The sequence below is a fragment of the Paenibacillus sp. 1182 genome (assembly GCF_017833915.1).
Lineage (GTDB): Bacteria > Bacillota > Bacilli > Paenibacillales > Paenibacillaceae > Paenibacillus > Paenibacillus polymyxa_D.
In genome coordinates this window covers 24,415-49,097 of sequence record NZ_JAFICR010000019.1, presented here as the reverse complement: position 1 = coordinate 49,097, position 24,683 = coordinate 24,415, and the positions used below count along the sequence as shown (strand labels likewise).

At 46.2% G+C, this 24,683-nt stretch carries 17 protein-coding genes and 1 pseudogene; 17 read left to right on the top strand and 1 reads right to left on the bottom strand.

Translation table 11 applies throughout. The features are described from left to right. Positions 1–226: 226 nt before the first annotated feature. From JOD82_RS26815 to JOD82_RS29850, 6 genes and pseudogenes are all read left to right on the top strand, one after another. Entirely contained in the window at positions 227–451 is a 225-nt protein-coding gene (locus tag JOD82_RS26815) for a hypothetical protein (RefSeq protein WP_069011445.1), read from the top strand. A 548-nt stretch (positions 452–999) separates the two neighbouring features. Further along, positions 1,000–2,454: a sucrose-specific PTS transporter subunit IIBC gene (locus JOD82_RS26810; RefSeq protein ID WP_209950298.1), complete on the top strand. Its 1,455-nt coding sequence runs from the start codon at positions 1,000–1,002 to the stop codon at positions 2,452–2,454. 42 nt (positions 2,455–2,496) lie between these two features. Then, on the top strand, positions 2,497–2,877 hold the full coding sequence (locus JOD82_RS29430) for a sucrose-6-phosphate hydrolase (RefSeq protein WP_069011443.1): 381 nt from the start codon (positions 2,497–2,499) through the stop codon (positions 2,875–2,877). Further along, positions 2,804–3,094, top strand: a complete 291-nt coding sequence (locus JOD82_RS29425; protein WP_312887719.1) for a hypothetical protein — start codon at positions 2,804–2,806, stop codon at positions 3,092–3,094. Before JOD82_RS29430 ends, JOD82_RS29425 begins: the two co-directional genes overlap by 74 nt. Before the next feature lie 9 nt (positions 3,095–3,103). After that, a pseudogene (locus JOD82_RS29855) lies at positions 3,104–3,181 on the top strand (PTS sugar transporter subunit IIA); the annotation flags it as partial. Positions 3,182–3,205: 24 nt separating this feature from the next. After that, positions 3,206–3,328, top strand: a complete 123-nt coding sequence (locus tag JOD82_RS29850; RefSeq protein WP_412178876.1) for a hypothetical protein — start codon at positions 3,206–3,208, stop codon at positions 3,326–3,328. A gap of 168 nt (positions 3,329–3,496) precedes the next feature. Here the strand turns inward: JOD82_RS29850 and JOD82_RS26795 are convergent, their stop codons facing one another. Then, positions 3,497–5,692 carry an alpha-galactosidase gene (locus JOD82_RS26795; RefSeq protein ID WP_069011441.1) on the bottom strand — a complete coding sequence of 732 codons (2,196 nt, stop codon included), beginning with the start codon at positions 5,690–5,692 and terminating at the stop codon, positions 3,497–3,499. 147 nt (positions 5,693–5,839) lie between these two features. Between JOD82_RS26795 and JOD82_RS26790 the strand changes: the two genes are divergently transcribed. The 11 genes from JOD82_RS26790 (at position 5,840) to JOD82_RS26740 (ending at position 24,676) form a co-directional block, all read left to right on the top strand. Continuing rightward, complete coding sequence (locus JOD82_RS26790) at positions 5,840–6,733, top strand: helix-turn-helix transcriptional regulator (RefSeq protein ID WP_069011440.1); 894 nt, start codon at positions 5,840–5,842, stop codon at positions 6,731–6,733. A gap of 101 nt (positions 6,734–6,834) precedes the next feature. Next, entirely contained in the window at positions 6,835–7,803 is a 969-nt protein-coding gene (locus tag JOD82_RS26785) for a LacI family DNA-binding transcriptional regulator (RefSeq protein WP_029515279.1), read from the top strand. 311 nt (positions 7,804–8,114) lie between these two features. Next, positions 8,115–9,065, top strand: a complete 951-nt coding sequence (locus JOD82_RS26780) for an ABC transporter permease (protein ID WP_176715754.1) — start codon at positions 8,115–8,117, stop codon at positions 9,063–9,065. A 13-nt stretch (positions 9,066–9,078) separates the two neighbouring features. Continuing rightward, positions 9,079–9,975: a carbohydrate ABC transporter permease gene (locus JOD82_RS26775; protein WP_069012408.1), complete on the top strand. Its 897-nt coding sequence runs from the start codon at positions 9,079–9,081 to the stop codon at positions 9,973–9,975. A 124-nt stretch (positions 9,976–10,099) separates the two neighbouring features. Then, a complete protein-coding gene (locus tag JOD82_RS26770; protein WP_069012407.1) occupies positions 10,100–11,725 on the top strand; it encodes an ABC transporter substrate-binding protein in 1,626 nt (541 codons plus the stop codon). Positions 11,726–11,750: 25 nt separating this feature from the next. Further along, positions 11,751–14,219 carry a PfkB family carbohydrate kinase gene (locus tag JOD82_RS26765; protein ID WP_081317609.1) on the top strand — a complete coding sequence of 823 codons (2,469 nt, stop codon included), beginning with the start codon at positions 11,751–11,753 and terminating at the stop codon, positions 14,217–14,219. Further along, a complete protein-coding gene (locus JOD82_RS26760; protein WP_069012406.1) occupies positions 14,216–16,489 on the top strand; it encodes a GH32 C-terminal domain-containing protein in 2,274 nt (757 codons plus the stop codon). Before JOD82_RS26765 ends, JOD82_RS26760 begins: the two co-directional genes overlap by 4 nt. Positions 16,490–16,678: 189 nt before the next feature. After that, a complete protein-coding gene (locus JOD82_RS26755; RefSeq protein WP_069012405.1) occupies positions 16,679–20,680 on the top strand; it encodes a GH32 C-terminal domain-containing protein in 4,002 nt (1,333 codons plus the stop codon). A 318-nt stretch (positions 20,681–20,998) separates the two neighbouring features. Beyond that, positions 20,999–22,630 carry a tyrosine-type recombinase/integrase gene (locus JOD82_RS29655; protein ID WP_039274859.1) on the top strand — a complete coding sequence of 544 codons (1,632 nt, stop codon included), beginning with the start codon at positions 20,999–21,001 and terminating at the stop codon, positions 22,628–22,630. Continuing rightward, positions 22,627–23,262, top strand: a complete 636-nt coding sequence (locus tag JOD82_RS26745; protein ID WP_069012404.1) for a hypothetical protein — start codon at positions 22,627–22,629, stop codon at positions 23,260–23,262. The genes JOD82_RS29655 and JOD82_RS26745 overlap by 4 nt, the downstream gene beginning before the upstream one ends. Next, the gene (locus JOD82_RS26740) at positions 23,183–24,676 is read left to right on the top strand and encodes a site-specific integrase (RefSeq protein ID WP_176715753.1); all 1,494 of its coding nucleotides are present in this window, start codon (positions 23,183–23,185) and stop codon (positions 24,674–24,676) included. The genes JOD82_RS26745 and JOD82_RS26740 overlap by 80 nt, the downstream gene beginning before the upstream one ends. The last annotated feature ends 7 nt before the right edge of the window (positions 24,677–24,683 follow it).

The window sequence follows — 24,683 nt, the reverse complement described above, 5'->3', positions numbered from 1 at the left end:
GCTCTTGGAGGACAGAACATAGGATGTAGAAAGTCGCCCTTAATGGCGGCTTTTTTCTATAGTAATGGATTCAGAATGATGGTTTGCGTCCAAGGAGAATTCTTTTATGGAATACATAGATAAAATTGTATAATAATATATAATTCACCACTTGCAAGAGGTGATTTCAGTTTCATCATTGATCAAACGACCAAAGTGATGAACTTATAGGTGGGGAGGTTTATCAGTGCTTCTGAACTATTGCCATGACTATATTATGTTTTTTGATTGGTTAGTTTCAGAAAACTTTACTAAGGAATCTATGATTGATGAGGTAGGATTCAATGCTCAGCGCGTACTGATGGAGTACATGAAGATAGCTTTTGCAGACATTAATTGGGTAGAGACGATGGTAGATGATGAAGACGAAGGACTCACCGGAGACGAAACGGAGGCTTTAAGTATTCAATAAACCGATTCCTGAATATCGTAAGAACCCACATTGTTCTGCCAAGAGATGCTTAAATTCTTTCCTGACGATTGGCAGGCAAGCACTCTTATGGATTTAGCAAATAATCCTCGTGTTTCAGTCTGTTCAGGTCAGAGTGTAGGAAAACCGGGCTGGAAGCAGCAACGACCCTTTATTTTCTGCGGTGGATTTTTGTGTTAATGAAGGGGCAATTTTTTACCCTGCCATCGCATTAACTTACCATTGAGGATGACATGGATAGTGTTTTATTATCAAATAACAGCCCCCTTACAAAATTTAATATAAAACAAACATTTTGAATTGAGCAATTTTTTTCCTATGGCAAGGGTTGTATGTCCATCCAATCCTACGGGTGGTCAAAAGGGGCTTATTGAAGGGAGCGAGAAGTGGTGAAGTGGGGCAATAACCTTCTTCGGAGAAAGTAATAGGAGGGCAGTTGTTTTCGAACAAAAATTACCGGCCAATGTCGGTAACGAACATTTTTTTTAATTAAATTGGAACCGGTTTCATAATATTAGGAGGAGAGAAATATGGATTACAAGCAAGTTGCAGCTGACATCCTGGATGCCCTGGGAGGTAAGGAAAACATAACGGCAGCTGCTCATTGTGCGACGCGATTGCGGCTCGTTCTTGAAGATGAATCTTTGCTTGATCAAAAAGCGCTTGATCAAATGGACGTTGTTAAAGGGACTTTTTCTATAGCAGGGCAATATCAAATTATCCTTGGAGCCGGGATTGTAAATAACGTGTATGGCGAGTTCGCCAAACTTACGGGTCTCGGAGAAATGTCCACCGGCGATGTAAAGACGGCAGGAGCAGCTAAAATGAATCCGCTTCAACGACTTGTGAAAGCACTTTCCGACATTTTTGTTCCGATCATTCCGGCGATTGTTGCCGGGGGTCTATTAATGGGGATCAACAACGTTCTGACTGCCAGCAATCTGTTTGGTCCCAGGTCTCTGGTCGAGATGTACCCTGGTATTGCCGATTGGGCAAGCATTATTAATTTATTCGCCAACGCTCCATTTGTTTTCCTTCCCATCCTGATCGGCTTCTCGGCCACTCGCAAGTTTGGTGGAAATCCTTATTTGGGTGCGGCGCTGGCCATGATTATGGTTCATCCCGATCTGCTTAATGGTTACAGCTACGGCCAGGCACTTGTAGATGGGACAGTACCCACCTGGCAACTGTTCGGTTTCTCAATCGAAAAGGTTGGCTATCAGGGAACGGTTCTGCCAGTACTGGCCGTATCCTATATTTTATCGGTAATCGAGAAAAATTTGCGAAAGGTAATTCCATCTTATCTTGATAATCTGTTGACTCCCTTGCTGTCTGTCCTCGTTACCGGCCTCTTGACCTTTGCTGTTGTTGGACCGGTCCTTCGCGCCGCGGGCAACGGACTGACAGATGGTCTCTTCTGGCTCTATGATACGACGGGTTTCATTGGAGGAGGTATTTTCGGTTTTTTCTATTCTTCGATTGCCATAACGGGAATGCATCACAGTTTCCTCGCTGTGGATACCCAACTATTGTCGGACGTTGCTAAGACGGGCGGATCCTTCTTGCTTCCGATTGCCTCGATGGCGAATATCGCTCAGGGCGCGGCTACGCTGGCCGTCTTTCTCATCACACGCAACAGCAAGACGAAGAGTATCGCCTCAGCTGCCGGCATATCCGCGCTGCTCGGTATTACCGAACCTGCAATGTTCGGAATCAACCTGAAGCTTCGCTACCCGTTCATTGCTGCGATGATCGGTTCCGGCCTGGCTTCCGCCTATATTGCTTACGCACATGTGCTGTCCATTTCAATGGGACCGGCGGCGCTACCCGGTATTATCGCAATCCGTCCACAGTCCATCGCTGATTTCTGTATCGGCATGGGCATCAGCTTTCTGGTTACGTTTCTCATCACCCTGCTCTGGGGCAAGCGGAAAAATGCGTCAGCCTCAGGGGAGACTTCAAGCGAAGCAGCGGATCGACCGTAAGTTTAAGCATGCTTGGAACTATTTTGCAGTAAGGAGGTTGCTGTGGAGTGGACAAAAGAAGAGAGATACAGAAGATTAGAAGATACCAATACGGAGGAAATCTCCGGTCTGGCCGCCAGAGTGGCAAGGTGCCCCTGGCGCCAGGGGTATCATATCCAGCCTGAGACAGGGTTGCTGAACGACCCGAATGGATTTGCTTTTTTTCATGAAGAGTATCATTTGTTCTATCAATGTTTTCCTCTCGGTACTGTGCATGGTCTCAAATATTGGTATCATACCAGCTCTCGGGATCTCGTTCACTGGACGAACCGGGGAGTGGCGTTAAAACCGGACCGGGATTTTGACAGTCATGGAGTATACTCGGGCAGTGCAATCGAACACAATGGGCGATTGTACCCTCAGGTACACCGGCAATACACATGATAAGAGTTGGGAGCGAGTGCCTTATCAGTGTATGGCTCAAATGGAGAGAGATGGACGTATACACAAGTTCTCCTCCCCGGTTATAAGCGGACCTCCGTCCGGGTATACCGATCATTGTCGCGACCCCAAAGTATGGAAACAGAAAGATTGCTTTTATGCCGTTTGGAGCGCAACGTTCCAATCTTACCGGCTGAGCCATGCTCTATCGCTCCATTGATCTTTACAAATGGGAAGAGGGTTTACTCTACGAGTTCAGACCGGTGACAAAATCAAGAAAGGACAGCTGCTGGAATTTGATATTTCCGAAATCGAGCAGGCGGGCTTTCCGGTGATCACACCAGTGTTGGTCCCGGACGACCAGGAAATGGTGAAACCGGTGGAGACGATGGAAGGCGCTGGGGTGGTAGACGGTGTCCCCACTGCTTCGTGTTCACTTAAAATGATGGTGTAGCTTGGATTTATCGGAGAACCGGCAAGCTGTTACAGCACATTTGCCAGTTGATTTTTGCTTCTCAAAATAATATAACCACGGCGAAGGGGCATAGCGAGCAGGGCCTGAAATCTCATGATTTCAGGCCCTGCTTTCTGTTGGACTTCTAATTTTTTTGCTTTGATACATTCATTGCTCGTCGATCTTACTAAACCGCCAGAACAGGCTGATAAAATCCCCTTTTATTCTTGGAAGTGTCAAACCGGCGTACATCAGCTCGTCACCTCCGTATATCTTTCCAGTTTCGTGATGGCGGTACAGGTAACGCGAATTCAATCCTTTGCATTTCAGAATAGGCACCCTTTCACCCGGCTGGCTCAGCACTCGGAAGAAAGCAAGTACAGCTTCGCTCTGGTCATCAGAAACAAAGGCCCAGGCCACCTCGTTGCCCTCGAACGGACTTAAAATGCGATAAAATTCTCCGAATTGGATAAGGGGGCGAATTGCTTTATATAGCGCAACTTGGGACTTGATCGCTATCTTTTCCTGCGACGACATCTTGGTAAGATCGAGTTCGTAGCCAAGGTTTCCCGACATCGCGACATGTCCTCGGGTGTCAAGAGGAGTAACCCGGTTGACTTGATGATTCGGTACACCCGAAACATGAGCGCCCATAGACACAGCCGGATAGACCATACTGTTGCCGTACTGGATTTTTAGCCGACTGATCGCATCGGTATTGTCGCTTGTCCACGTTTGCGGCATGTAATAGAGCATGCCGGGATCATAGCGCCCTCCCCCGCTGGAACAGCTCTCGAACAGTACATCCGGAAAGACGGAAGTGAGCTCGTCCAATACCCTATACAGACCGAGGATATACCGGTGTCCTGTTTCGCGCTGGCGCTCCGCCGGAAGCAGGGCAGAGCCGATCTCCGTCAAATGGCGGTTCATGTCCCATTTGACATAAGTAATCGGTGCGGAAGACAGAACATCGGACAGCGCTCCAACAATATAGTCGCATACATCCCGCCGCGCCAGATCGAGAACAAGCTGATTTCGCCCCACCGTGTGGGGACGATCCGTCACATGAAGACACCAGTCGGGATGGCGCCGGTAGAGTTCGCTGTCCGGTGAGACCATCTCCGGTTCGAACCACAGACCGAACTGCATGCCCATTCCGGTTATCCGCCGGGCCAGATTGTCCAGCCCCTCCGGAAGCTTGCGACGGTCAACGGTCCAGTCGCCCAGGGAACTCAAATCATTGTCCCGCTTGCCGAACCAGCCGTCGTCCAGGACAAAGAGCTCCATACCAAGTTCTTTCCCTTCGCGGGCGATCGCTTCGATCTTGTCGGTGTTAAAGTCAAAGTAGGTGGCCTCCCAGTTATTAATTAGAATCGGCCGTTCGGCGTCACGAAATTTGCCGCGACTGAGCCGCGTGCGGTAGAGCCTATTAAAGACGCGGGACATCCCGCCCAAGCCTTGTGCAGAGTATACCATGACGGTCTCGGGCGTTTGAAATCTTTCTCCGGGAGCCAACTGCCAGGAGAAGCCAAACGGATTGATGCCGATCGACAACCGAGTCGTCCGGTACTGCTGAACCTCGGCCTGGGCTATGAAGTTTCCGCTGTAAACGAGATTGAGCGCGTATACCTCGCCATTGTCTTCATCAGCGCCAGGACGAAGCAGGGCCAGAAACGGATTCTGCTGGGGACTGCTGGCACCTCGCCGGCTTTCCGCATTCTGGATGCCGGGCATAAGGGGTCTCCGCGCAATATTTCGCTCATTGGTATGCGTACCGTAGAAGGTCAACATGTCATACTCGTCATCTCTGAAATCGATACTGGCGCTGAGCGCGCGAAGAAGGACCAGATTGTCGGAGCCGGTATGGTCGAAACGAACCGACCGAGCGATGGCGTCGTATTTGTTAAAGACAGTATAAATTAAGGTAGCACGCAGACCGGTCAGTGCATCTTCAAGCACAAGCTCCAGCGTATCCGCTTCGTCCTCCCTCTCGATGTAAGTGGCAGGAAGACCTGGAAGCTTTGGCTTGCCGGCGAATATCCGATGAGTCTGGTAACGGAAATCACAGATTTCAGATCCATTAGACTGGCCGACCTGATAGGCGGGTATGCCAAAATCGCCGTTCCCGTAACCCGGATACTCCTGCGGAAGGTTGTCCAAGGAGAACCTTCGGTCAGCAGGGTCAGGATTCGGCGAAAAGCCCCGATCGATAAAATCAAAAGGTACAGAATCCTGGTAGATGGCGATTCGTCGTCCCCAGTATAAATGCCCAAGGTAGCCGTCGCGAACAATCTGAATGCAGTAGCTGGAACCGGGGGTTTGCAGGTGAAATACCATGCGTTTCTCATCGTAATGAATGCCCATAAGTGAAATCGTGCTCCTTTTAGTGTTATAATTTAGTAAGCGTATGAAATAACTGATTATAGAAAATTCGTCTTTATCATTAGCGTAAAGGTGCAGAAGAACCGAAACAAGAGTAACTTTATAAATTGAGGAGGGTGAAATATTGCTGTGAATCATGGGGAGGGAAACGGGAAAGAGAAGCAGTCCTCGATATCTTTTCACTTTATAACACCTATGCCCTATATCTTGTTAAAAGGTGCTGGATATGAGCTGATTACTTCGCATGATTATATCTGGGATGGACGGAACCGTACCGGAGACCATTGTGTGCTTCAATATACATTGAATGGTCGCGGTGAGATTGAAACGGGGGGGAGGAGACATTCCCTCGAGCCGGGGGATGCTTTTCTGGCTGATGTTCCGGGCGACCATATCTACCGTCTCCCCTCTGATTCTCCCAGATGGGAAGTGCTTTACTTCGAACTGTCACACTTGGCGCTGCATCTCCTCCAGGAATGGCTGGACATAAGCGGCTACATTTTCCGGATTGAGCCGGGGACCGATTTGGAGCATCTCCTGTGGGTGACTTATCGGGAAGCTATTGAGAACAGCTACCGCGATATGTATCAGTGCTCACGGGCTGCTTATTCACTGGCCATGTCACTGGCGAGTCATCTTGTCACTCTTGCCAGCAGCGTCCCATTGCCTCCGATTGTAGAACGCTGTAAGACCTTCATTGACAGTAATCTGCATCGGAGCATTGGCCTTCAGGACATGGCGGAGGTCTCCGGATGTTCTAAATTTCATCTCACCCGTGAGTTTGAGCACAAGCTTGGCCTCTCTCCCGGCCGCTATTTAACTCGTATGAGGTTGGAAAGAGCGGCTGCGCTTCTGCTGGAGCCCGCAAATCTGACATTGGAGCAGGTGGCGGAACAGTCCGGTTTCTCGAATGCGAATTATTTCGGCAAAGTGTTCCGAAAGTATACAGGAATGGCTCCAGGCGAATTCCGCATGGAGGGCGATTTGTATCAAATTCGGCGGTTGATCCGGAGCGATCAATGAAAATAGGGTGAAAAAAGTCAGAAAAAAAGCGCTTCAAAGATTATTGAAACGTTTCCAACTTCGTGCTATTATAATTCCCATAAGAGATATGGGGGGGTTAAATGCCAAGTATTAGAGATGTAGCTAAGATAGCTGGTGTTGCTGTGGGAACGGTGTCCCGCGTTATTAATAACTCGGGCTCTGTAAAACCAGATACACGAAGGAAAGTGGAGAAAGCTATACAAGAACTGAATTATTTTCCTAATGAAGTCGCTCGAAATTTTAAAATGAGGAAATCCAAGATGGTAGCCTTGCTGCTTCCAAGTATCTGGCATCCTTTTTTTTCTGAACTGGCTTATTACATTGAGGATGAGTTAGATCGGGAAGGCTTTAAGCTCATGTTATGTAATAGCGGCGGCAAGCCAGAAAAGGAACTGTATTACCTGGATATGCTACGTCAAAACAAAGTGGCTGGTATTGTCGGCATTACTTACAATGATATAGAAAATAGCGTAAGCAATGACATTCCGATTCTAAGTATTGACAGACATTTCAACAAAAAAATCACTTGTGTGACCTCAGATAATTATGAGGGAGGCCGTCTAGCTTTGAGGGAACTTGTTAAGGCAGGGGCCCAAAAACCGGCCTTTATAGGAAGTGTAACTTCAATTTTTAGTGAAACCATGAATCGAAGAAAAGGTTTCATTGATGAGGCGAAAAAATTGGGTGTAGACCATGTTGTATACGAGAAACCAGATCCTATTGTGGACGACGAAGCCTATTTTGGCGAATTTCTATCTAAGCATCGGGATGTGGATGGCATTTTCGCTATTACCGATATGTTTGCCGCCAAATATATAGAAAGAGCAGGTAGGCAGGGTATTCGAGTTCCAGAAGATGTAAAGGTCATCGGTTATGACGGCATTCAGGATCATCGTTATTTTCATCCGATATTGTCTACAATTAGGCAGCCAGTGGAGGAGATGGCACGTCTGACAATCAGACTACTGTATCAAAAGATGGATGGTATAACTTTAGATCAGCAAGTGTATCGTCTCCCCGTTATCTTCAGGCAGGGCGAAACGACATGAGTTTTATTGTATAAATATTAGCTCATTCAGTTGGATCTCAGTCTGGATCTGCAAACTCGCCTTTTTTTTATAATAAATTGGAAACGTTTCATTTGACAATCAGACTACTCTGTTAAAAGATCCAAGGAATAAGTTTGGATCAGCAAATGTATCGTCTCCTGTTATCTTAGGCAAGGTTGTTTTTGACTTTGGAAAAACTTCAGCTCATTCGGTGGATTTATGGTATGGATCACCGACTGAAGTTTTTCTTTTAATAAATTGGAAACGTTTCAAAAATGAAAATATTCTTTTACAAGAAAGGGAGTGTAATGATGAATTCAAGAACTAGTGAGTGGGATCATTCTACGATCAAGCCAAATCGCAAAATATGGAACCAGATCAAACGTGACTATGAACTATATCTGTTTTTGCTGCCAATCATTATTATTTATCTCGTATTTAAGTACTATCCAATGTATGGAATACAAATTGCTTTTAAGGATTTTTCACCAAGTCGGGGGATTTGGGGAAGCGAGTGGGTAGGTTTTAAGCACTTTATTGATTTTTTCGATTCCTATAACTTCTGGACGATCATGACCAATACGCTTACACTCAGTGCTCTATCGCTTGTGTTTAGCTTCCCAGCTCCGATTATTATAGCGATTATGCTCAATCAGATGCTGGCCAAGAGATACAAGAAAATTGTACAGACTGTAATTTATGCACCACACTTTATTTCGACCGTAGTGCTCGTCGGTATGCTTAATGTTTTTCTGTCTCCAAACAGCGGAATTGTGAATCACATCATCACTTGGTTTGGAGGGGACCCCATTATGTTCTTAGCCGACGAAGGGTGGTTCCGCCCTTTGTATATTTTATCAGGGGTTTGGCAAGAGACAGGTTTTGCTACCATCATTTACCTTGCTGCGTTGGCAGGGGTCAATCCAGAATTGCATGAAGCCGCGATCATGGATGGAGCAAGCAAATGGAAGCGCGTAATGCATGTGGATATTCCAAGCATTTTGCCGACGATCGTCATCTTATTGATTCTCGCACTCGGTAACATTATGGGTATCGGTTTTGAAAAGGCTTTCCTTATGCAGAACGATTTGAATTATGCCACCTCCAATATCATTCCGACCTATGTTTATGAAATCGGGATTCAAAAAGCACAATACAGCTTTTCTACAGCAGTTGGCCTGTTTAATTCAGTTGTAAATATTATCCTGATAGTCACCGTCAACCGGATCGCAAAAAAATTGACGGAAACCAGCCTGTGGTAAGGGGGAGTTCATTTTGAATCAATTATTAAAGAGAAAAAGCAAGGGAGACATGTGGTTTGACATCGTCAACTACGTCATGCTGACCATAGTTATGTTGCTTGTATTATTCCCGCTGTATTTTGTATTGATTGCTTCACTCAGTGACCCCAATCTCATCTACTCAGGTGAAGTATGGTTCTTTCCAAAGGGTTTTACGCTGGATGGATACGGGCGAATATTCAGCGATTCATCTATATGGATTGGATATGCCAATTCGATCTTATATGCGAGTCTAGGAACATTAATCGGAGTTGCCGTGACCATATGTGCAGCTTACCCGTTAGCTCGTAAAGGACTGGCAGGAAAGTCGGTGATAATGTGGTTTTTACTGATCTCCATGTTTTTTAGTGGGGGGTTGATCCCGACCTATTTGCTGATTAAAGATCTTCACATGCTGAATACGATCTGGGCACTTGTTATTCCTGGAGCGGGAGGTGTGTTCAATGTCATTATCGTAAGGACTTTTTTTCAGTCGACCATCCCGGATGAAATGTGGGAGGCCGCTTCCATTGATGGTTGTTCCAATACCAGATTTTTTTGGAGCATCGTATTACCTTTGTCTAAGTCCGTTATAGCCGTAATGGTACTGTATCATGTTGTCGGGTTCTGGAATGGTTTCTTTGACGCTTTGATTTACTTGAACGATGAAAGCAAGTATCCATTACAACTGGTCCTTCGCAACATTCTTGTCCAGAATCAGGCCAACTCGAGCATGATGATAGACGTGGAATCCTATGCAGCGAAGATGCGCGTTACAGAGCTTATCAAATATGGTGTCATCATGGTATCCAGCCTACCGTTGCTGATTTTGTATCCTTTCCTGCAAAAATACTTTGTTAAAGGCGTGATGATCGGCTCGATCAAAGGCTAACATTGTCATGGTGCCTGAAAGGGGGAATGTGCAACAGAATACCTAAATTCAGCATTCAGACAAGTAAATAACTAGGACAAGGGAAGTTCTCAGCTTGTGGACTGACATAAGGAGGTTATGTACGATGAAATTATTCAAAAGGGCTGGAATTCTAATGCTGGCTGGAGTGTTTGCTCTTAGCGGATGTTCGGGAGGCGGAGGCGAGTCAAAAAATCAGACGGTGAATCCAGATCAGGATGCAAATTTTAATAAAACCGGTCTTCCGATTGTTAAAGAAGCGGTGACATTAAAGATGGTATCCCCAAAAGCTGCTTTAGCGCCAGATTACTCGAAAATGGAAATATTTAAGCGGCTGGAAAAACAAACAAACGTAAAAATTGATTGGGAAAACATTCCAGACACTGACTTTGCAGAGAAGAAAAATTTGTTGTTGGCCAGCGGAGATTTGCCAGATGCCTTTTACGGAGCTGGATTCACAGATTACGATCTAATCAATTACGGTAAAGACGGAACCATTATTCCGCTGGAGAATTTAATTGATAAATATGCGCCTAATTTGAAAGCGCTTCTCGATCGACGGCCTGATATTAAACTAGCCATCACAGCGCCAGACGGTCACATCTATGGGCTGCCGTCGTGGGAAGAGAATAAGCTCGATACCAACCCCTTCTTTCACGTTATCAATAAAAATTGGCTCGATAAACTGGGCTTAAAATTACCTCAAACGCTGGACGAATACACGCAGGCTTTGATTGCCTTTAAAACGAAGGACCCGAACGGCAATGGCAAGGCTGATGAAATCCCATTAAGCTTTATGCATATGCAGTGGTGTAGTGACATTGCTGGCATATTCGGAGCTTTCGGTCTTCCGGATAATTTGGAACATCGGATCGTCCGCGAAGGTAAAGTGATCTTTACCGCTACGCAACCTCAATATAAGGAAGCATTAAAATATATTCATGATAACTGGTATAAGCAGGGGCTGATTGACCCTGAATCGTTCACCCAGGATGCCGCTCAGTATTTAGCAAAAGGCAAAACACCAGATGAAACGCTCGGCTCCTACGTTTGGTGGGAAGTCGAAGAAGTTGTCGGACCGGAGCGTAGTAAGGATTATGCTCTGCTGCCCCCGCTTAAAGGCCCAAATGGAGATCAAATGATTGGTCGCAACAACGGCGGCGGTCCGGGACGAGGTAGCTTCGTGATTACAAAGGAGAACCGTTATCCGGCAATGACGATGCGTTGGATCGATCAACAGTATGACCCTTACATGGCGGCTCAAATTCACTGGGGTCCGTTGGATGTCGTATTCAAGAAGGACGAAAAAGGAAAATTGGTGAACCTGCCGCTTCCCAAGGGAGTCTCCGCAGGTGAATTCCGTCAAAAAGTGGCTCCAGGCACAGGAAATCCGGGCGTCATTACTTTCGATGACTTCGGAAAAGTTGTTGATATGGAACCCCGAGCTCAGAAGCGTGCTGAGTATTTGGAGAAATATTACATTCCATATATGAAAAAGGAAAACTATCCGAGCATCTTCTTTGAACCGGATGAACTAGATAAAATCAATCGGATTGAGCCAGAACTTATTAAATATGTAAATACCCAAAGAGGCAAGTTCATCGTCGATGGCGAGGTAGATGAAAAGTGGGACAGCTATGTGAAGACACTCGAGAAGATGGGGCTGAACGAATTAATGGAGATCTATCAAAAAGGGTTGGATCGATATAATGCAAATTTAAAAAATAAATAATCAAACGATAGGTGGGGAGAAAACTGTGCTTGATGTAATAACCATTGGGGAAGTATTGATAGACTTTACGCCATCAGGTCGTACCACGGGAGGCAACGAGCAGTTTGAATGCAATCCTGGAGGGGCTCCGGCTAACGTAGCAGCTGCTCTATCCCGTTTAGGAGCTAGAGCGACATTGATTAGCAAAGTTGGGGATGATCAATTCGGTTCCTTGCTGCACGATACCTTGATGAACGGCGGCATCGACGTGTCTGCGCTTACGTTTACAGATGAAGCCAATACAACGCTGGCATTTGTTCATCTGGATGACAACGGAGACCGATCGTTCAGCTTCTACCGGAAACCAGGAGCGGATACATACTTGCGCACGCAGGATGTCCCGTTCGATAGGATTGAAAACTGCCATGCACTGCACTTTGGTTCTTTGTCGATGACCCATGAGCCGGCCCGTACGGCAACAAGAGCGGCAGTTGTGAAGGCTAAAGAGGCAGGAGTCCTGCTTTCATTCGATCCGAATATCCGGTTTGCTTTATGGGAGAGTAAAGAGGAAGCGAAACAGAATATCCTTTGGGGCATGAAGTATGCAGATATCCTGAAAATATCGGAAGATGAGCTCCACTTTATAATGGGTACAACTGATGTGGAAAAAGGCTCGCTAGAGCTGCAACAGCAATTCGGCATCGCCGGGATCTTCGTAACTTTAGCGGAAAAAGGCTGCTATTACCGATTAGCTGATCATGACGGATATGTGCCGGGTTTTCAAGTAGAGGCCACTGATACGACAGGAGCCGGCGACGCTTTTCTGGGCTGCTTGTTATATAAGATACTGAAAGCCGGTGTTTATTTGAATCAGCTGACCAAACAGCAAATCATCGGTATGCTAACTTTTGCTAATGCCGGCGGTGCATTATTAACCACACGGAAAGGGGCTCTTCAATCTATGCCGACGACAGATGAAATTACCCAGATAATCGAGACAAATAAACAGCACGATGATGATAGATTTAGGCCGGGTTTTCATTTTTCACCTCACTCCCATTGGTTGAATGATCCCAACGGATTAGTCTATTACGAGGGAGTCTATCATCTGTTTTATCAGCACCATCCTTATAGTAACCAATGGGGACCAATGCACTGGGGTCATGCTGTAAGCCAAGACCTGGTTCATTGGGAGCATATGCCTATCGCTCTGTTCCCGGATGAGCATGGCGCTATTTTCTCCGGTTGCTGTGTGGTTGACTGGAATAATAGCAGCGGACTGTTCGATGGTTCCCATGGATTGATCGCACTCTTCACTCATGCAGACAGCTGTCCGGAGACCGAACAACCTCGCCAGCGGCAAAGCCTGGCTTACAGCAGCGATAAAGGCCGAACTTGGCACAAATATGAGGAGAACCCAATACTCGACGAGCATGATCTGGTCGACTTCCGGGACCCCAAGGTGTTCTGGCATTCGCCAAGTGCATCCTGGATTATGGCTCTTGTCGCGGGAGACCACGTTCGGTTTTATCGTTCCGACAATTTGCGTGAATGGTCGTTGTCAGGCGAATTCGGAAAGAGTGAAGGCTCGCATGACGGAGTTTGGGAATGCCCTGATCTCTTTGAATTGCCGGTTGATGACAGCGGACATTCCAAATGGGTACTTATCATAAGCATCGGAGATAATCCCAACTGTCCAGAAGGCTCACGCACGCAATACTTTATCGGAGAGTTCGACGGAAATACGTTCATCAATGACCATCCGGCCGATCATATCCTGTGGCTGGATTATGGCCGGGACAATTATGCGGGGGTCACCTGGTCGGATATAGCTGAGCAGGACGGACGGCGTGTGATCATCGGATGGATGAGCAACTGGAAATATGCTAACCAAACGCCTACCGGGGCCTGGAGAGGCACAATGACTCTGCCTCGCGTCTTGTCATTGACCAGTCGAGACGAGGGCGTAGTTCTGACCCAAATGCCTGTTCGGGAAATAGAGCAGCTGCGGAAAGGAACGCTCTGCTGGAATGAGGTTAAGGTTACGCCAGAGGTGCCGTTTACGCAAAAAACGAATGATGTTCTGCTTGAAATTGAAGCGGATATCGACATTCGTTCCGAAGACGAGGTTCATATTAAAATGAAGTCCTCTGGGCAAAGTGAGACTATTATCGGTTATGACCCTGTGCGCCAATGGCTATTCATCGACCGCTCGAAATCGGGCCTGAGTGATTTCTACCCGTCGTTTGCGTGCAAGCACGGTGCTAGAATGGTTTCGGAGAATGGGAAGATCAAGCTGCATATCTGGCTGGATCGCAACGCGGTTGAAGTGTACGCGAATGAGGGCTTGGTTGCACTGACGGATCAAATATTCCCTGATGCTCCGATGGATCGTATTGAGATAAGTGCGAAATCAGGGGAAGTTGTAGTGAACTCGTTTTATATGCATGCTCTTAACTCCATTCATATTCCTAATGGTCCAACGGAGCAGACATCCAGGAGGGTTGAAGTATGAGCCATGCAACCGATAATCGGGGATTGATTATGTATTGGGCCTTCAATGAAGGAACCGGTACAAGCGCTCTGGAGAGCGTATCCCAAGTCCAGGATAATATCCAGTACGTGTTTAACCAAGCGGAGTTTACTCAACCTTGCCCTCCACGGTGGAGACAGGGGGTAATTGGAAATGGGCTTCTGTTCGATGGTTATTCGACTTACATTGCGCATTCGTTCGATGAGGGAAATCAGAACACCGAGCCAGAGTATCGATCAGCGTTAAGCATAGGAGTATGGGTAGCCCCACGCTCCTATGAATGGGGGGATGATGGCAAATTGTCCGCCATCGTGAACCGCTACAACCTGGATCGCAAGCAGGGTTATCTGCTCGGCATGTTCCGTCACGGTTCCTGGTCCTTCCAAGTCGGGCTGGAAGGAGGAGACTGGAAGGAACTTTGGTCGCCGGACGGCCATGAACTGCCCAAGAATGAATGGTCATACGTGAATGCTGTGTTCGATGGGAACCAAGGGGAAATCAAGCTGTATTTAAACGGCAGTGAAATCGCTTCAGCTGCCGTGCCTCGTGGTTCCCGCCTGGCTGAGGCGGCGGACACGGATCTTCTTATCGGCAAGAATAACCATAGCAGCCTGCTGGCGGAAGTGTTCAGCCTGCACATGTTTAGCGGTATCATTGATGAACTCAAGATTTATAATCGGGCGCTGAGCGCGGAAGAAGTGGCCGCTTCTTATCGGCATGTGCTGGATACCTTTCATGAAGGTATCCGGCCACAATTAAACTATGACGAGATCAAGCTGGACCGAACGCCACTGCTACTTGATCGGCACAGACCGCAATATCATGTTAGCCCGCCGGCCCATTGGATGAACGAACCTCATGCACCGATCTATTTTGACGGGCAATATCATTTGTTCTATCAGCATAACCCGCAGGGGCCGTTCTTTCATCAGATCCATTGGGGACATTGGGTAAGTCAGGATTTGGTGCATTGGCGTGATCTACCCGTGGCCCTGGCGCCCGAAAAGGATCAGCTCGCACCGGACGGGATCTGGTCGGGAAGCGCAACCTATGATGCTGACGGACTTCCTGTCTTGTTCTTTACGGCAGGTAATGACAGCGCTTCTCCGAATCAGAGCGTAGCGCTTGCCCGAAGCACTTATACCCTTGACGGAAACCCGGATCTGGTTCAGTGGGTCAAACATCCAGAGCCGTTGATCGTGCAGAAGAAGGGAATGGGCGCATTTGGGGATTTCCGAGATCCATTCGTATGGAAGGACGATGACGGCTGGTATGCTCTGGTCGGGTCCGGAATTGAAGGTGGAGCAGCACTGGCATTTGCGTCACAGGATATGCTGAATTGGACGTATAAAGGGCCGTTTTTTAAAGCGGATATTCAGAAGTTTCCTTACCTTGGACCCATCTGGGAGCTCCCTGTGCTTCTTCCCCTTGGCAGTGACAAGCAGGGAGTGAACAAACATCTGCTGCTTGTCAGCCCTGTGGGGAAGGGAGCGGATGTCGAGGTGTTCTATTGGATCGGACAACTTGACAAGCAAAATCTTTCGTTCATCCCCGATCAAGAAGAGCCTCAATTGATTGATGTCGGGGATTTCCATTTTACCGGACCGAGCGGAATGGTTGATCCGAAGACCGGCAGAAATATCGTCTTTACGATAGCCCAAGGCGACCGGACCTCCGAGATGGAATATAAGTCGGGTTGGGCTCATAACGGAGGCTTGCCGTTAAGCGTGTATTTGAGGGATGACGGACGTCTGGGAATAGAGCCGATTCAGGAGCTTCAATCGCTGCGTGGCCCTAAGCGGCTATCGCTTCGGGACCAGTCATTGGCTGAAACTAATGTGCAGCTTAGGAATGTTCATGGTGACATGCTTGAGATTCAATTGGAATTGGAGCCCGGCAGCGCCAAAAAATTCGGAGTCAAGGTCCGTTGTACGCCGGACGGAGAGGAAGAAACTCTGCTGTATTATGATTGGAATCAAGCGTTGCTCATGGTCGACCGCTCGAAAACGACCCTGCATCCTGGAGAAAAGTGCGGAGGGATTCAAGGCGGTAAGTTGGAGCTGCTTGGGGAGAATCTGAAGCTTCACATTTATTTGGACCGCTCCATGGTCGAAGCTTATGCAAGCGGATTGAAAAGCCTGACAACCCGGGTATATCCGAGCCGTATGGATGCTTTGGGACTCGAGATTTGGGGAGATGGAGAACCGTTTGTTAAATCCTTGGATATATGGGATATGCAGTCCGTTTGGTAAGACGGTTGTTTAGGCGCTCCTTACGAATGGGGTATGCACAAATGATCAAGAAACTTTGCATTCCTCCGTTTGGAAATTTTTCATTCATATTCTCCCTTCTTCATGACTATTCATCTTTGTACAAGGAGAGCATTTCGAAATGAGGTATCGATGTTCGCAAGTATAACAAGTTTCGAAGGAGGCTCGAGAATGAGGAAAGTCAAAAGAGGAAAATGTTGGATATCGGGAATGGTTATATGGGCTATGGTGCTCCAGCTTGTTGTTCCGGGAATCTCTGTCGCGTCCGAAAATAGAACTGTTGCTGGAGAAACGCTCATTCCTAAGAATGATGTGAAATCATCGGTTACGGATGCGATTTATCAAATCAAGAATATTCCTAAGAATGACATGGGATTGTCAGTTACAGATTCAGTCTATCAAATCCGGAATCCTGGATTTGAAACAGGAGATTTGACGGGATGGACCGTTATCAAAGGCGATGCGTTCGGTCCGAATAGCGTAACCGACGAAACGACTTGGTGGGCAGAAAAAATACCGTATAACCAGGAAGGAGCTTATCATTTAAACGGCTGGAAGTATGACGAATCTGCGACAGGTGTACTTCGTTCCAGCACTTTCGAGCTGGGCGGAAGCGGCTGGATCAGCTTCAAGCTTGGCGGTGCAAAGAACCCAGACAAGGTATTTATAAATATTGTGGAAGTCGATACGGGACAAGTTATTGCCCGATACGGAAATAGCGCATTCGCCGACGTTGGCTTCCCGGATCCTGCGCAGGGCATGCGGCTTGCCAATATGGTGCAATACAAGGCGGATCTTTCCACACAATTGGGCAAGAAACTGTATGTGGAGGTCGTCGATAATGCAACCTCGGATTGGGGAGTCATTTTTGCGGACGCATTCTCCATGTACCATGAGTCGGAGCCAGCTGAAGGAATTGTTGCGACGGATATCAAGCCGGATTTCAAGCGCTATGAAATCGATAATCCAAGCTTTGAAACCGGAAATCTCGATGGCTGGACGGTTGAGGAAGATGCTTTTGAAGTGACTGATGAAGCTCATGCGAGCAAAGAAGGGAACTTTTATGCCAAATCCTCCCTGCAAGGAAAGGGCTCCATCACTTCTAATACTTTCACGCTTCAGGGAACCGGAACAATTAATTTTACTGTTTTGGATATCCTCAAACCGGAAAATGCATATGTTGCACTTTTCGATGCGAACAGCAACACATTGCTTATGAAAACCGGGAATGTCAGCGCGAACGAGAAAATCTTATGGAAAGTGCAAGAACACTACAACAAGAAGCTCTATGTAAAGGTTGTCGATCATTCCAATGAAGCCAGCATTGCCGTTGATAGTTTCCAAGCAAGTGGTAGGGGGACTATTTTCTACTTAAACCTTGATGAAGGCGCAGGAAAGAAAGCGTTGGAGAAAGTACACGATCTTAAGCACGATGTGAACTATGTATTTAACAACGCCAGGTATATGGCGTCGAAGGATCCGAGATGGACTCCGCGCGGAATAAAAGGCGGCGCCTTATTGTTCGATGGATACTCGAATTATATTGAGGTCAATGCAAACGATACTGTGCCTATAAGCGACGCGTTAACCATCGAAGCTTGGGTTGCACCGCGTAGCTATGAGTGGGGAGACGGAAACAAGCTGTCTGCGATCGTAAACCAATCCGACCAGGATAAAGCGGAAGGCTTTTCTCTTGGTATGTATCGGCACGGTACATGGTCGATGCAAGTAGGCATAAGCGGTCAGTGGATTCAGGTATGGGTAAAGGATCACCCGTTGGAAAAATACAAGTGGAATTATGTGGCCGCTACTTTCAGTAAAGAAGATGGAAAAATTAAGTTATATCTAAACGGTGAGGAAGTGGCTTCCCAAGTAACCCCCCTCAACGTTCCGATCACACCATCTACCGAAAGCCTGATCATCGGGAAAAATAATAAACCTGTAGAGTTAGCAGGGGTGTTCTCCTTCAATATGTTCAGCGGACTCCTAGATGAAGTGAAGCTGCATAATAAAGCCCTTACGAACCAGGAGATACTTGCTGGATATGAGAGCGTGAAGGCGCTTCATGGAGGTGCAATTCCGAAAATTCCAAATGCGGACATTGATGAGGATCCAAGTGTGTTTGGCGGAGATCAGCACCGACCCCAGTACCACGCGATGCCTCCGCAAAACTGGATGAATGAAGCACATGCACCGATTTACTATAACGGCAAATACCATTTATTTTATCAACATAACCCGCAAGGTCCATTCTGGCATCAAATCCACTGGGGGCATTGGGTGAGTGACGATATGGTGAACTGGGAAAATGTAAGACCTGCTCTTGCGCCCGAAGCGGGCACCCTAGATCCGGACGGCACGTGGTCAGGCAGTGCAGCGTATGATCGAAACGGCAATCCTGTTCTGTTCTATACCGCTGGCAACGACTCCTTGTCGCCGAACCAAAGAACAGGGTTGGCAACTCCGGCGGATTTGTCCGATCCCTATTTGGAAAAATGGGTGAAATATCCTAAACCGGTAACGGAGCAGAACGGAAAAGGCATCCACAACGAGTTCCGCGATCCGTTTGTATGGTACGACAAAGAGGTGGACAAGTGGTATCAGTTAGTGACATCTGGTCTTCCAGACTTCAGCAGCGGCACAGCTTTGGTGTATGTATCCGATGATATGTACAATTGGGAATATAAGGGGCCGCTATACGTTAGTGACAGAAGCCGTTATCCAGAGTTGGGTACGGTATGGGAGCTACCAGTGTTATTGCCGTTAGGCACGGATAGTACGGGCAAGCAAAAATATATTTTCATGATTAATCCCCATGAAAAGCCGGAGCATGTTCCTCCAGCGAACGATGTGCAAAGAGATGTTGAGGTCTTTTACTGGATCGGGACTTGGGACCGGGATAACTTTAAATTTATTCCTGATCAGGAGGCACCCTCCAAAATGGATGTAGGTGACGGCTATTTAACCGCAGAGAGCGGTCTGGTCACACCTGACGGAAGAACGGTCGTATTCTCCATGGTGCAAAATGTAAGAACACCGCAAGCCGAATATCAATCCGGATGGGCTCATAATTTATCTTTGCCGGTTTCCCTAAGCCTCGATAACCATGATAAATTGCATATCGAACCGATTAAAGAACTGCAGAGCCTTCGAGGGAAAAAATGGGTTGATTTTTCGGACAAAAATTTGGAAAGCGCCAATCAATTGATCCAAAATGTCAAAGGCGACATGCTAGAGATTGTGATGGAGATTGATCCGCGTGAGGCCCAGAAATTCGGTCTCAAGGTACGCCGCTCGGAAAAAGGCCAAGAAGAGACGCTCATTTACTACGACAAGAAGAACGGGACGTTTAATGTGGATCGAACCAAGAGCAGCATTGATCCAGATGTGCGTGTGGACGGCATTCAAGGAGGATATGTAGATCTTAAAGGAGAGAACTTGAAACTCCATATCTTTCTCGATCGCTCGGTCATTGAAGCCTTTGCAAATTACAAGAAGAAGCTGACAACACGTGTCTATGTAGGCAGATACGACTCCTTAGGCTTACAGATCTGGGCCGATGGCGATATCAATATCAAATCCATGCAAGTATGGGATATGAATGCCTTAACGGGTAAACCGGCTGCTCCGGTCTATGTACCCGATAAGTGGGATAATTCTGTGTATAAGGATATTACAGAGCTGCCTAACCATGATTTTGCTACGGGAGACTTAACAGGATGGATGACGGAAGGAGACGCCTTCCAGAATGTCCATGTGACCAATACCCAGTTCTTCTGGGACAACATTTACTTCAACCCGTCGCATAAAATTCCGGGCGGCTACCATTTGTGGGGCTTCAACGAGCAAGCCGGCGGCGATAGCTTAACCGGAGCACTAAGATCTCAAAATTTCGTCCTTGGTGGGAACGGTAAGATCAACTTCCTTATCAGCGGCGGCCGGGATATAGATCGTCTGTATGTTGCGCTGGTTCGGGCGTCGGACGGCAAAGAGTTATTTAAAGAGACAGCGACCAATTATGAAGAATATCAACGTAAGATTTGGGATGCGTCGGATTATATCGGGGAGGAGCTTTATATAAAGGTGGTTGACCACTCCAAAGGCGGGTTTGGACATATTAACGTCGATGATTTTAATGTACCTGTTCAGGTAAAGAAGAAAACTAACAACTGACTCTTGTTAATACAGAATACCCGTGAGTCCTGTAGTCACTCCAAGCAAATCGAATAGTCAAATAGCTTATCATTCGAAATGGCATCGGTATTGTATCTGATTCTGGAATTGAGCTTTTGATAAATGGGAAGTAAATAATGTAAATCTCGAAACCCCTTATCTTATCTATGGATAGGGGGTGAATTATTGTTGTCAGAATGCAACGTATTGTGTAGAATTAAAGAAAATTATGGAAACATAATTGAGGTGGGGGTGGTCCCTCTATACTCAACTTATACAGAGGAATGAATAAAAATGCTTGGGAGAGGGGGGGAGTGTGTGTATAAAGAGCTTCTGAGTATAGCACAGCTAATGGGGGAAACAATGCGATTGGTTGGGTATGCCCGATACTACAAATCCCTTAACATTGATGGTTTACATTACATACATCAAGTAGAAGGTACCCAAGTGATCGCTATTGTTAAACCAAATCATAGTACTCATCATGAAGCTACAACATTTTTAATGAATCTATTATTAACGGAAAAGCTAAAAATGAATACGGTTACAGGGCATGCCCAGAATCTGAAAAAGTTCTTGGATTACATGATGTTCTGGAGGCTAGAGGAAGATTTTGAACATATCCATAATATCGAAGTAAAAGCAGGTGGACCGTATCCTATTGAAGTAATATTACTGGGATTTGCGGATTACCTTCGATGTATTCCAAAAGGTTACAAGCCATTTGAAGATTTAAAGGTGGCGACTCACGGGATTCATTGGTCTATGTTAAAGAATATCCCCCTTAACAAACATGCAATGGCAGAAGGGAAGCTATCAACCGTAATTCGAAGCAGTCATAACGATTTAAAGAAAACCAACTGGTGTGAGTACCCGTCTGGTGCACTTGCTCCGATCATCTATACTGCATGTGCATATCTGAAGTTCTTGCGTGATAGAACAACAAGATTTAAATACCTGCCATTAGAGCAGGTTCCGAGAAAAGAAATAAGAGATAATCATTCATTAATAGCGGGTACTGCGGGTAGTAGGGTGCGGATAGTGTTTGATGTGGAAAATATTGCTCGAGATTCCGGTACTGCAGGACCTGGAGGAGGGAAGAGCAGGCAAGCCTCTCCCATTAACCACGACAAGGTCTTTAGTGAGACCGAAGCAGACATGTTCTTTGAATTGATCGATCCGTATGAAAATGCTTTGGATCTTCTTCTCTTTGCGATATTGCGTTACTTTGGATTACGCCCTGGTGAAGCAGCTGAGATTCGAATTGAGCCGTCAACAATTCCTTCCAACTTAAACGTGTATCATACAGCAAGAGAGGAATTAACCGAGTCTCTTTCCGGGAACTTGCAGTTTGTAAAAGAACGCGGGTTGCGGGGGAATTGGGTCATTGATACGGGATGGAAAACGAAGGCTTCCTGCAGGGACGTGGCGTTGATAACTCACAAAACAATTGATCCATTTAGCAGGAAAAATATCCGATTTCCAACACAAGAGGAGTTCACTGATCTTCTGTATTGGGCACTTCTTCAGCGGCGGGAACTTTTGTCTTATTACACAAGTGAAGATCATGGCTATCTATTTGTATCAGAGTCAAACAATTCAAAAGGGAAGCCATTAAGTAAGAAAGGCGTTTACAGTAAGTATAATAATTTGGCTGATGACTTATTTCAACGAACTGGGGGAAGCGTAGACCTACGTTCCTACTATCCACACACCTTCCGACACTTATTCGCGACATCACTTCTCCTAAGATATCGCAGACCAATCGAAGAGATCAGCAAGTGGTTGGGGCATTCTTCTGTCGTGATTACGCGCGATACATATATTCATTGGATACCTGAGTCAAATAATGACACAGAAAAAGGTAAAGTAGATCATTTAGGGAGGGTATTTATGCGACAGGCGGAGATCTCAGAGGGAATCCACGCGCATGAGGAGGACTCGGAATGACACTAGAATGGACTCCATTATCGGAATTTCGCAAATTTTTAAAAAACACGCTGCGTTTGAATCATGTGAATCAAGTATTTTCTTCTATAAAAAATCCCGTCCTTCAATTATTTACTACATTTCCGGCCCCGGATAACTGGTTAGCTGTACCGCCTGAAGAGAGACCAACCTTTCGGCATCGCGACAGTCGAGACCTATGGTATGTCATTTTCTGGGCTTGGCATACAGGTTTTTGCAAGGGAAATGATGTAGTAGCACAATATCGTCGAAACGACTTGGTTTGTTACCTGTCAACCAGAGGTCGTGTTAATCTGTCGGATTTCCCCGTCAAAATGGGCCTCCTCAAAAATTCAGAAGCAGAACACATCCGCAAAAAAGACTCAAACCGTATAGGTTTGTTCAACAAACTATCTATACACCTTCTAGGTGTTATGAAACCGCTGGGCGATTTCACGGAAGAAGATATAGCGTTAGCGGATGTAATGCGTCCGAACGACAAACGTTATAACGCCAAGTGTTTAAAGGACATTCTTTTTGAGCTTGGATATTCGGATGAACCAGGAAGACGTAGGCAAAGAATACTGTTTGACGATTGCTGTGAGCATCCAAAGTGGGGGGGATATCGCACGTGAGTTTCGCGAGCATTTAAAACGAAGTAATTCGCTAGACTATTATATTCGTAAAGCGGGCAGTGCTTTGCATAAATTTTTCAAATGGCTTGACCAGCACGGGGAGTCGGATGCTTCATCTCTCGAGTATGAAGATTTTCTCGATTTGTTTGATTACATTTCAAAGAATAACGATGGAGAGGAGTTTTCAGCTAAGTATACCGGGAACAATCTTCTACACATAAAGTTATTCTTTGATTGGGGGAAAGGTTCTCATACATTTTTTCCAACATACGTTGACTGGCCCAGTGATTTATATTCTGGAATTCATCGTGAGGCCCAAGAAGAAACATATTCCGGTGATGGCCTCGCTTTTGATGACCCAAACTTCCCGATGCTCATGAAGGAAGCAATTGAAAATTATCATCCCGAAGATGATGTTGAAGTTTTATGTCGCGCTTTTTGGTTAATTATTGCCTCATCACCGGTGCGTAAAACGTATCTGCTCAATCTTCAGGCTGAAGAATGTATGCTGCCATTGCCTAATGCTCCATCAGCGGTAGGATTATACAGCCCATATTCAGGTATTGAGAAAGCTAAACATCGTAACGGCCAATTTCCTATAATTGATTCTGCAGGTCTTAGAGCGGTCGAATTTTTACAGAAAAGATCGAGCGATAAAGCCTTCCGACCGATACGGAACGAAAGAGCGGATGCATCGTATGTGCATCTTTTTCAATTGGAGAAATATCCCTGGATTTTGAATGAAAGACAAATATATAGGTTTTTTGACAAGATAGCAGAATTTATTGGACATGGAGATAAAAAAGGGAAGGCTCATGGTTACAGACACTATCTCATAACTCACATTGCAATCGAAACCGGGAACAGTGAGTTAGCACGACTTGCTGCAGGTCATGAAAATCAAACCATGCTGAATCGATACTTACGAAGTAATCTCTCCCGTCAAGCATTGTTATTTGCTACTATTAAGAAATATCAGGATGGTGAGATTGCGGGACGGTTTATTTGGCGAATCTTCGAAGCACTTGCCAGCGAACAAACTGAGCCTGACGAATTGATAAAAGCTTTGGGATCTGAAGAGCTATCTTTAGATGAATTCTTTGCAAAATTCGGGCTTCCAGCTCCTACAGGTGTAGGAAGATGTTTAATACAGGGGGCTTGCCTTTTTGAGGCAAAGTGTTTTTCCTGTCATCATTTCGCCATACGAAAAAGTGAAGCAGCACAGGCATTTCATACTTTGGCCAGATTAACCAAGGACATGTGGAACATGATGCGAGGCAGTCGGGATTTTACAACCAAAAACGCCAAGGCGGCCGGATTAGCTACGCAAATAGCGTTGCTTGGGGACATGATTCGGCATTTCGGCTATAGTGACGAACAGATTCAAATAGAGGTTATCAGTCGACTAGTCTGAGCTTAGA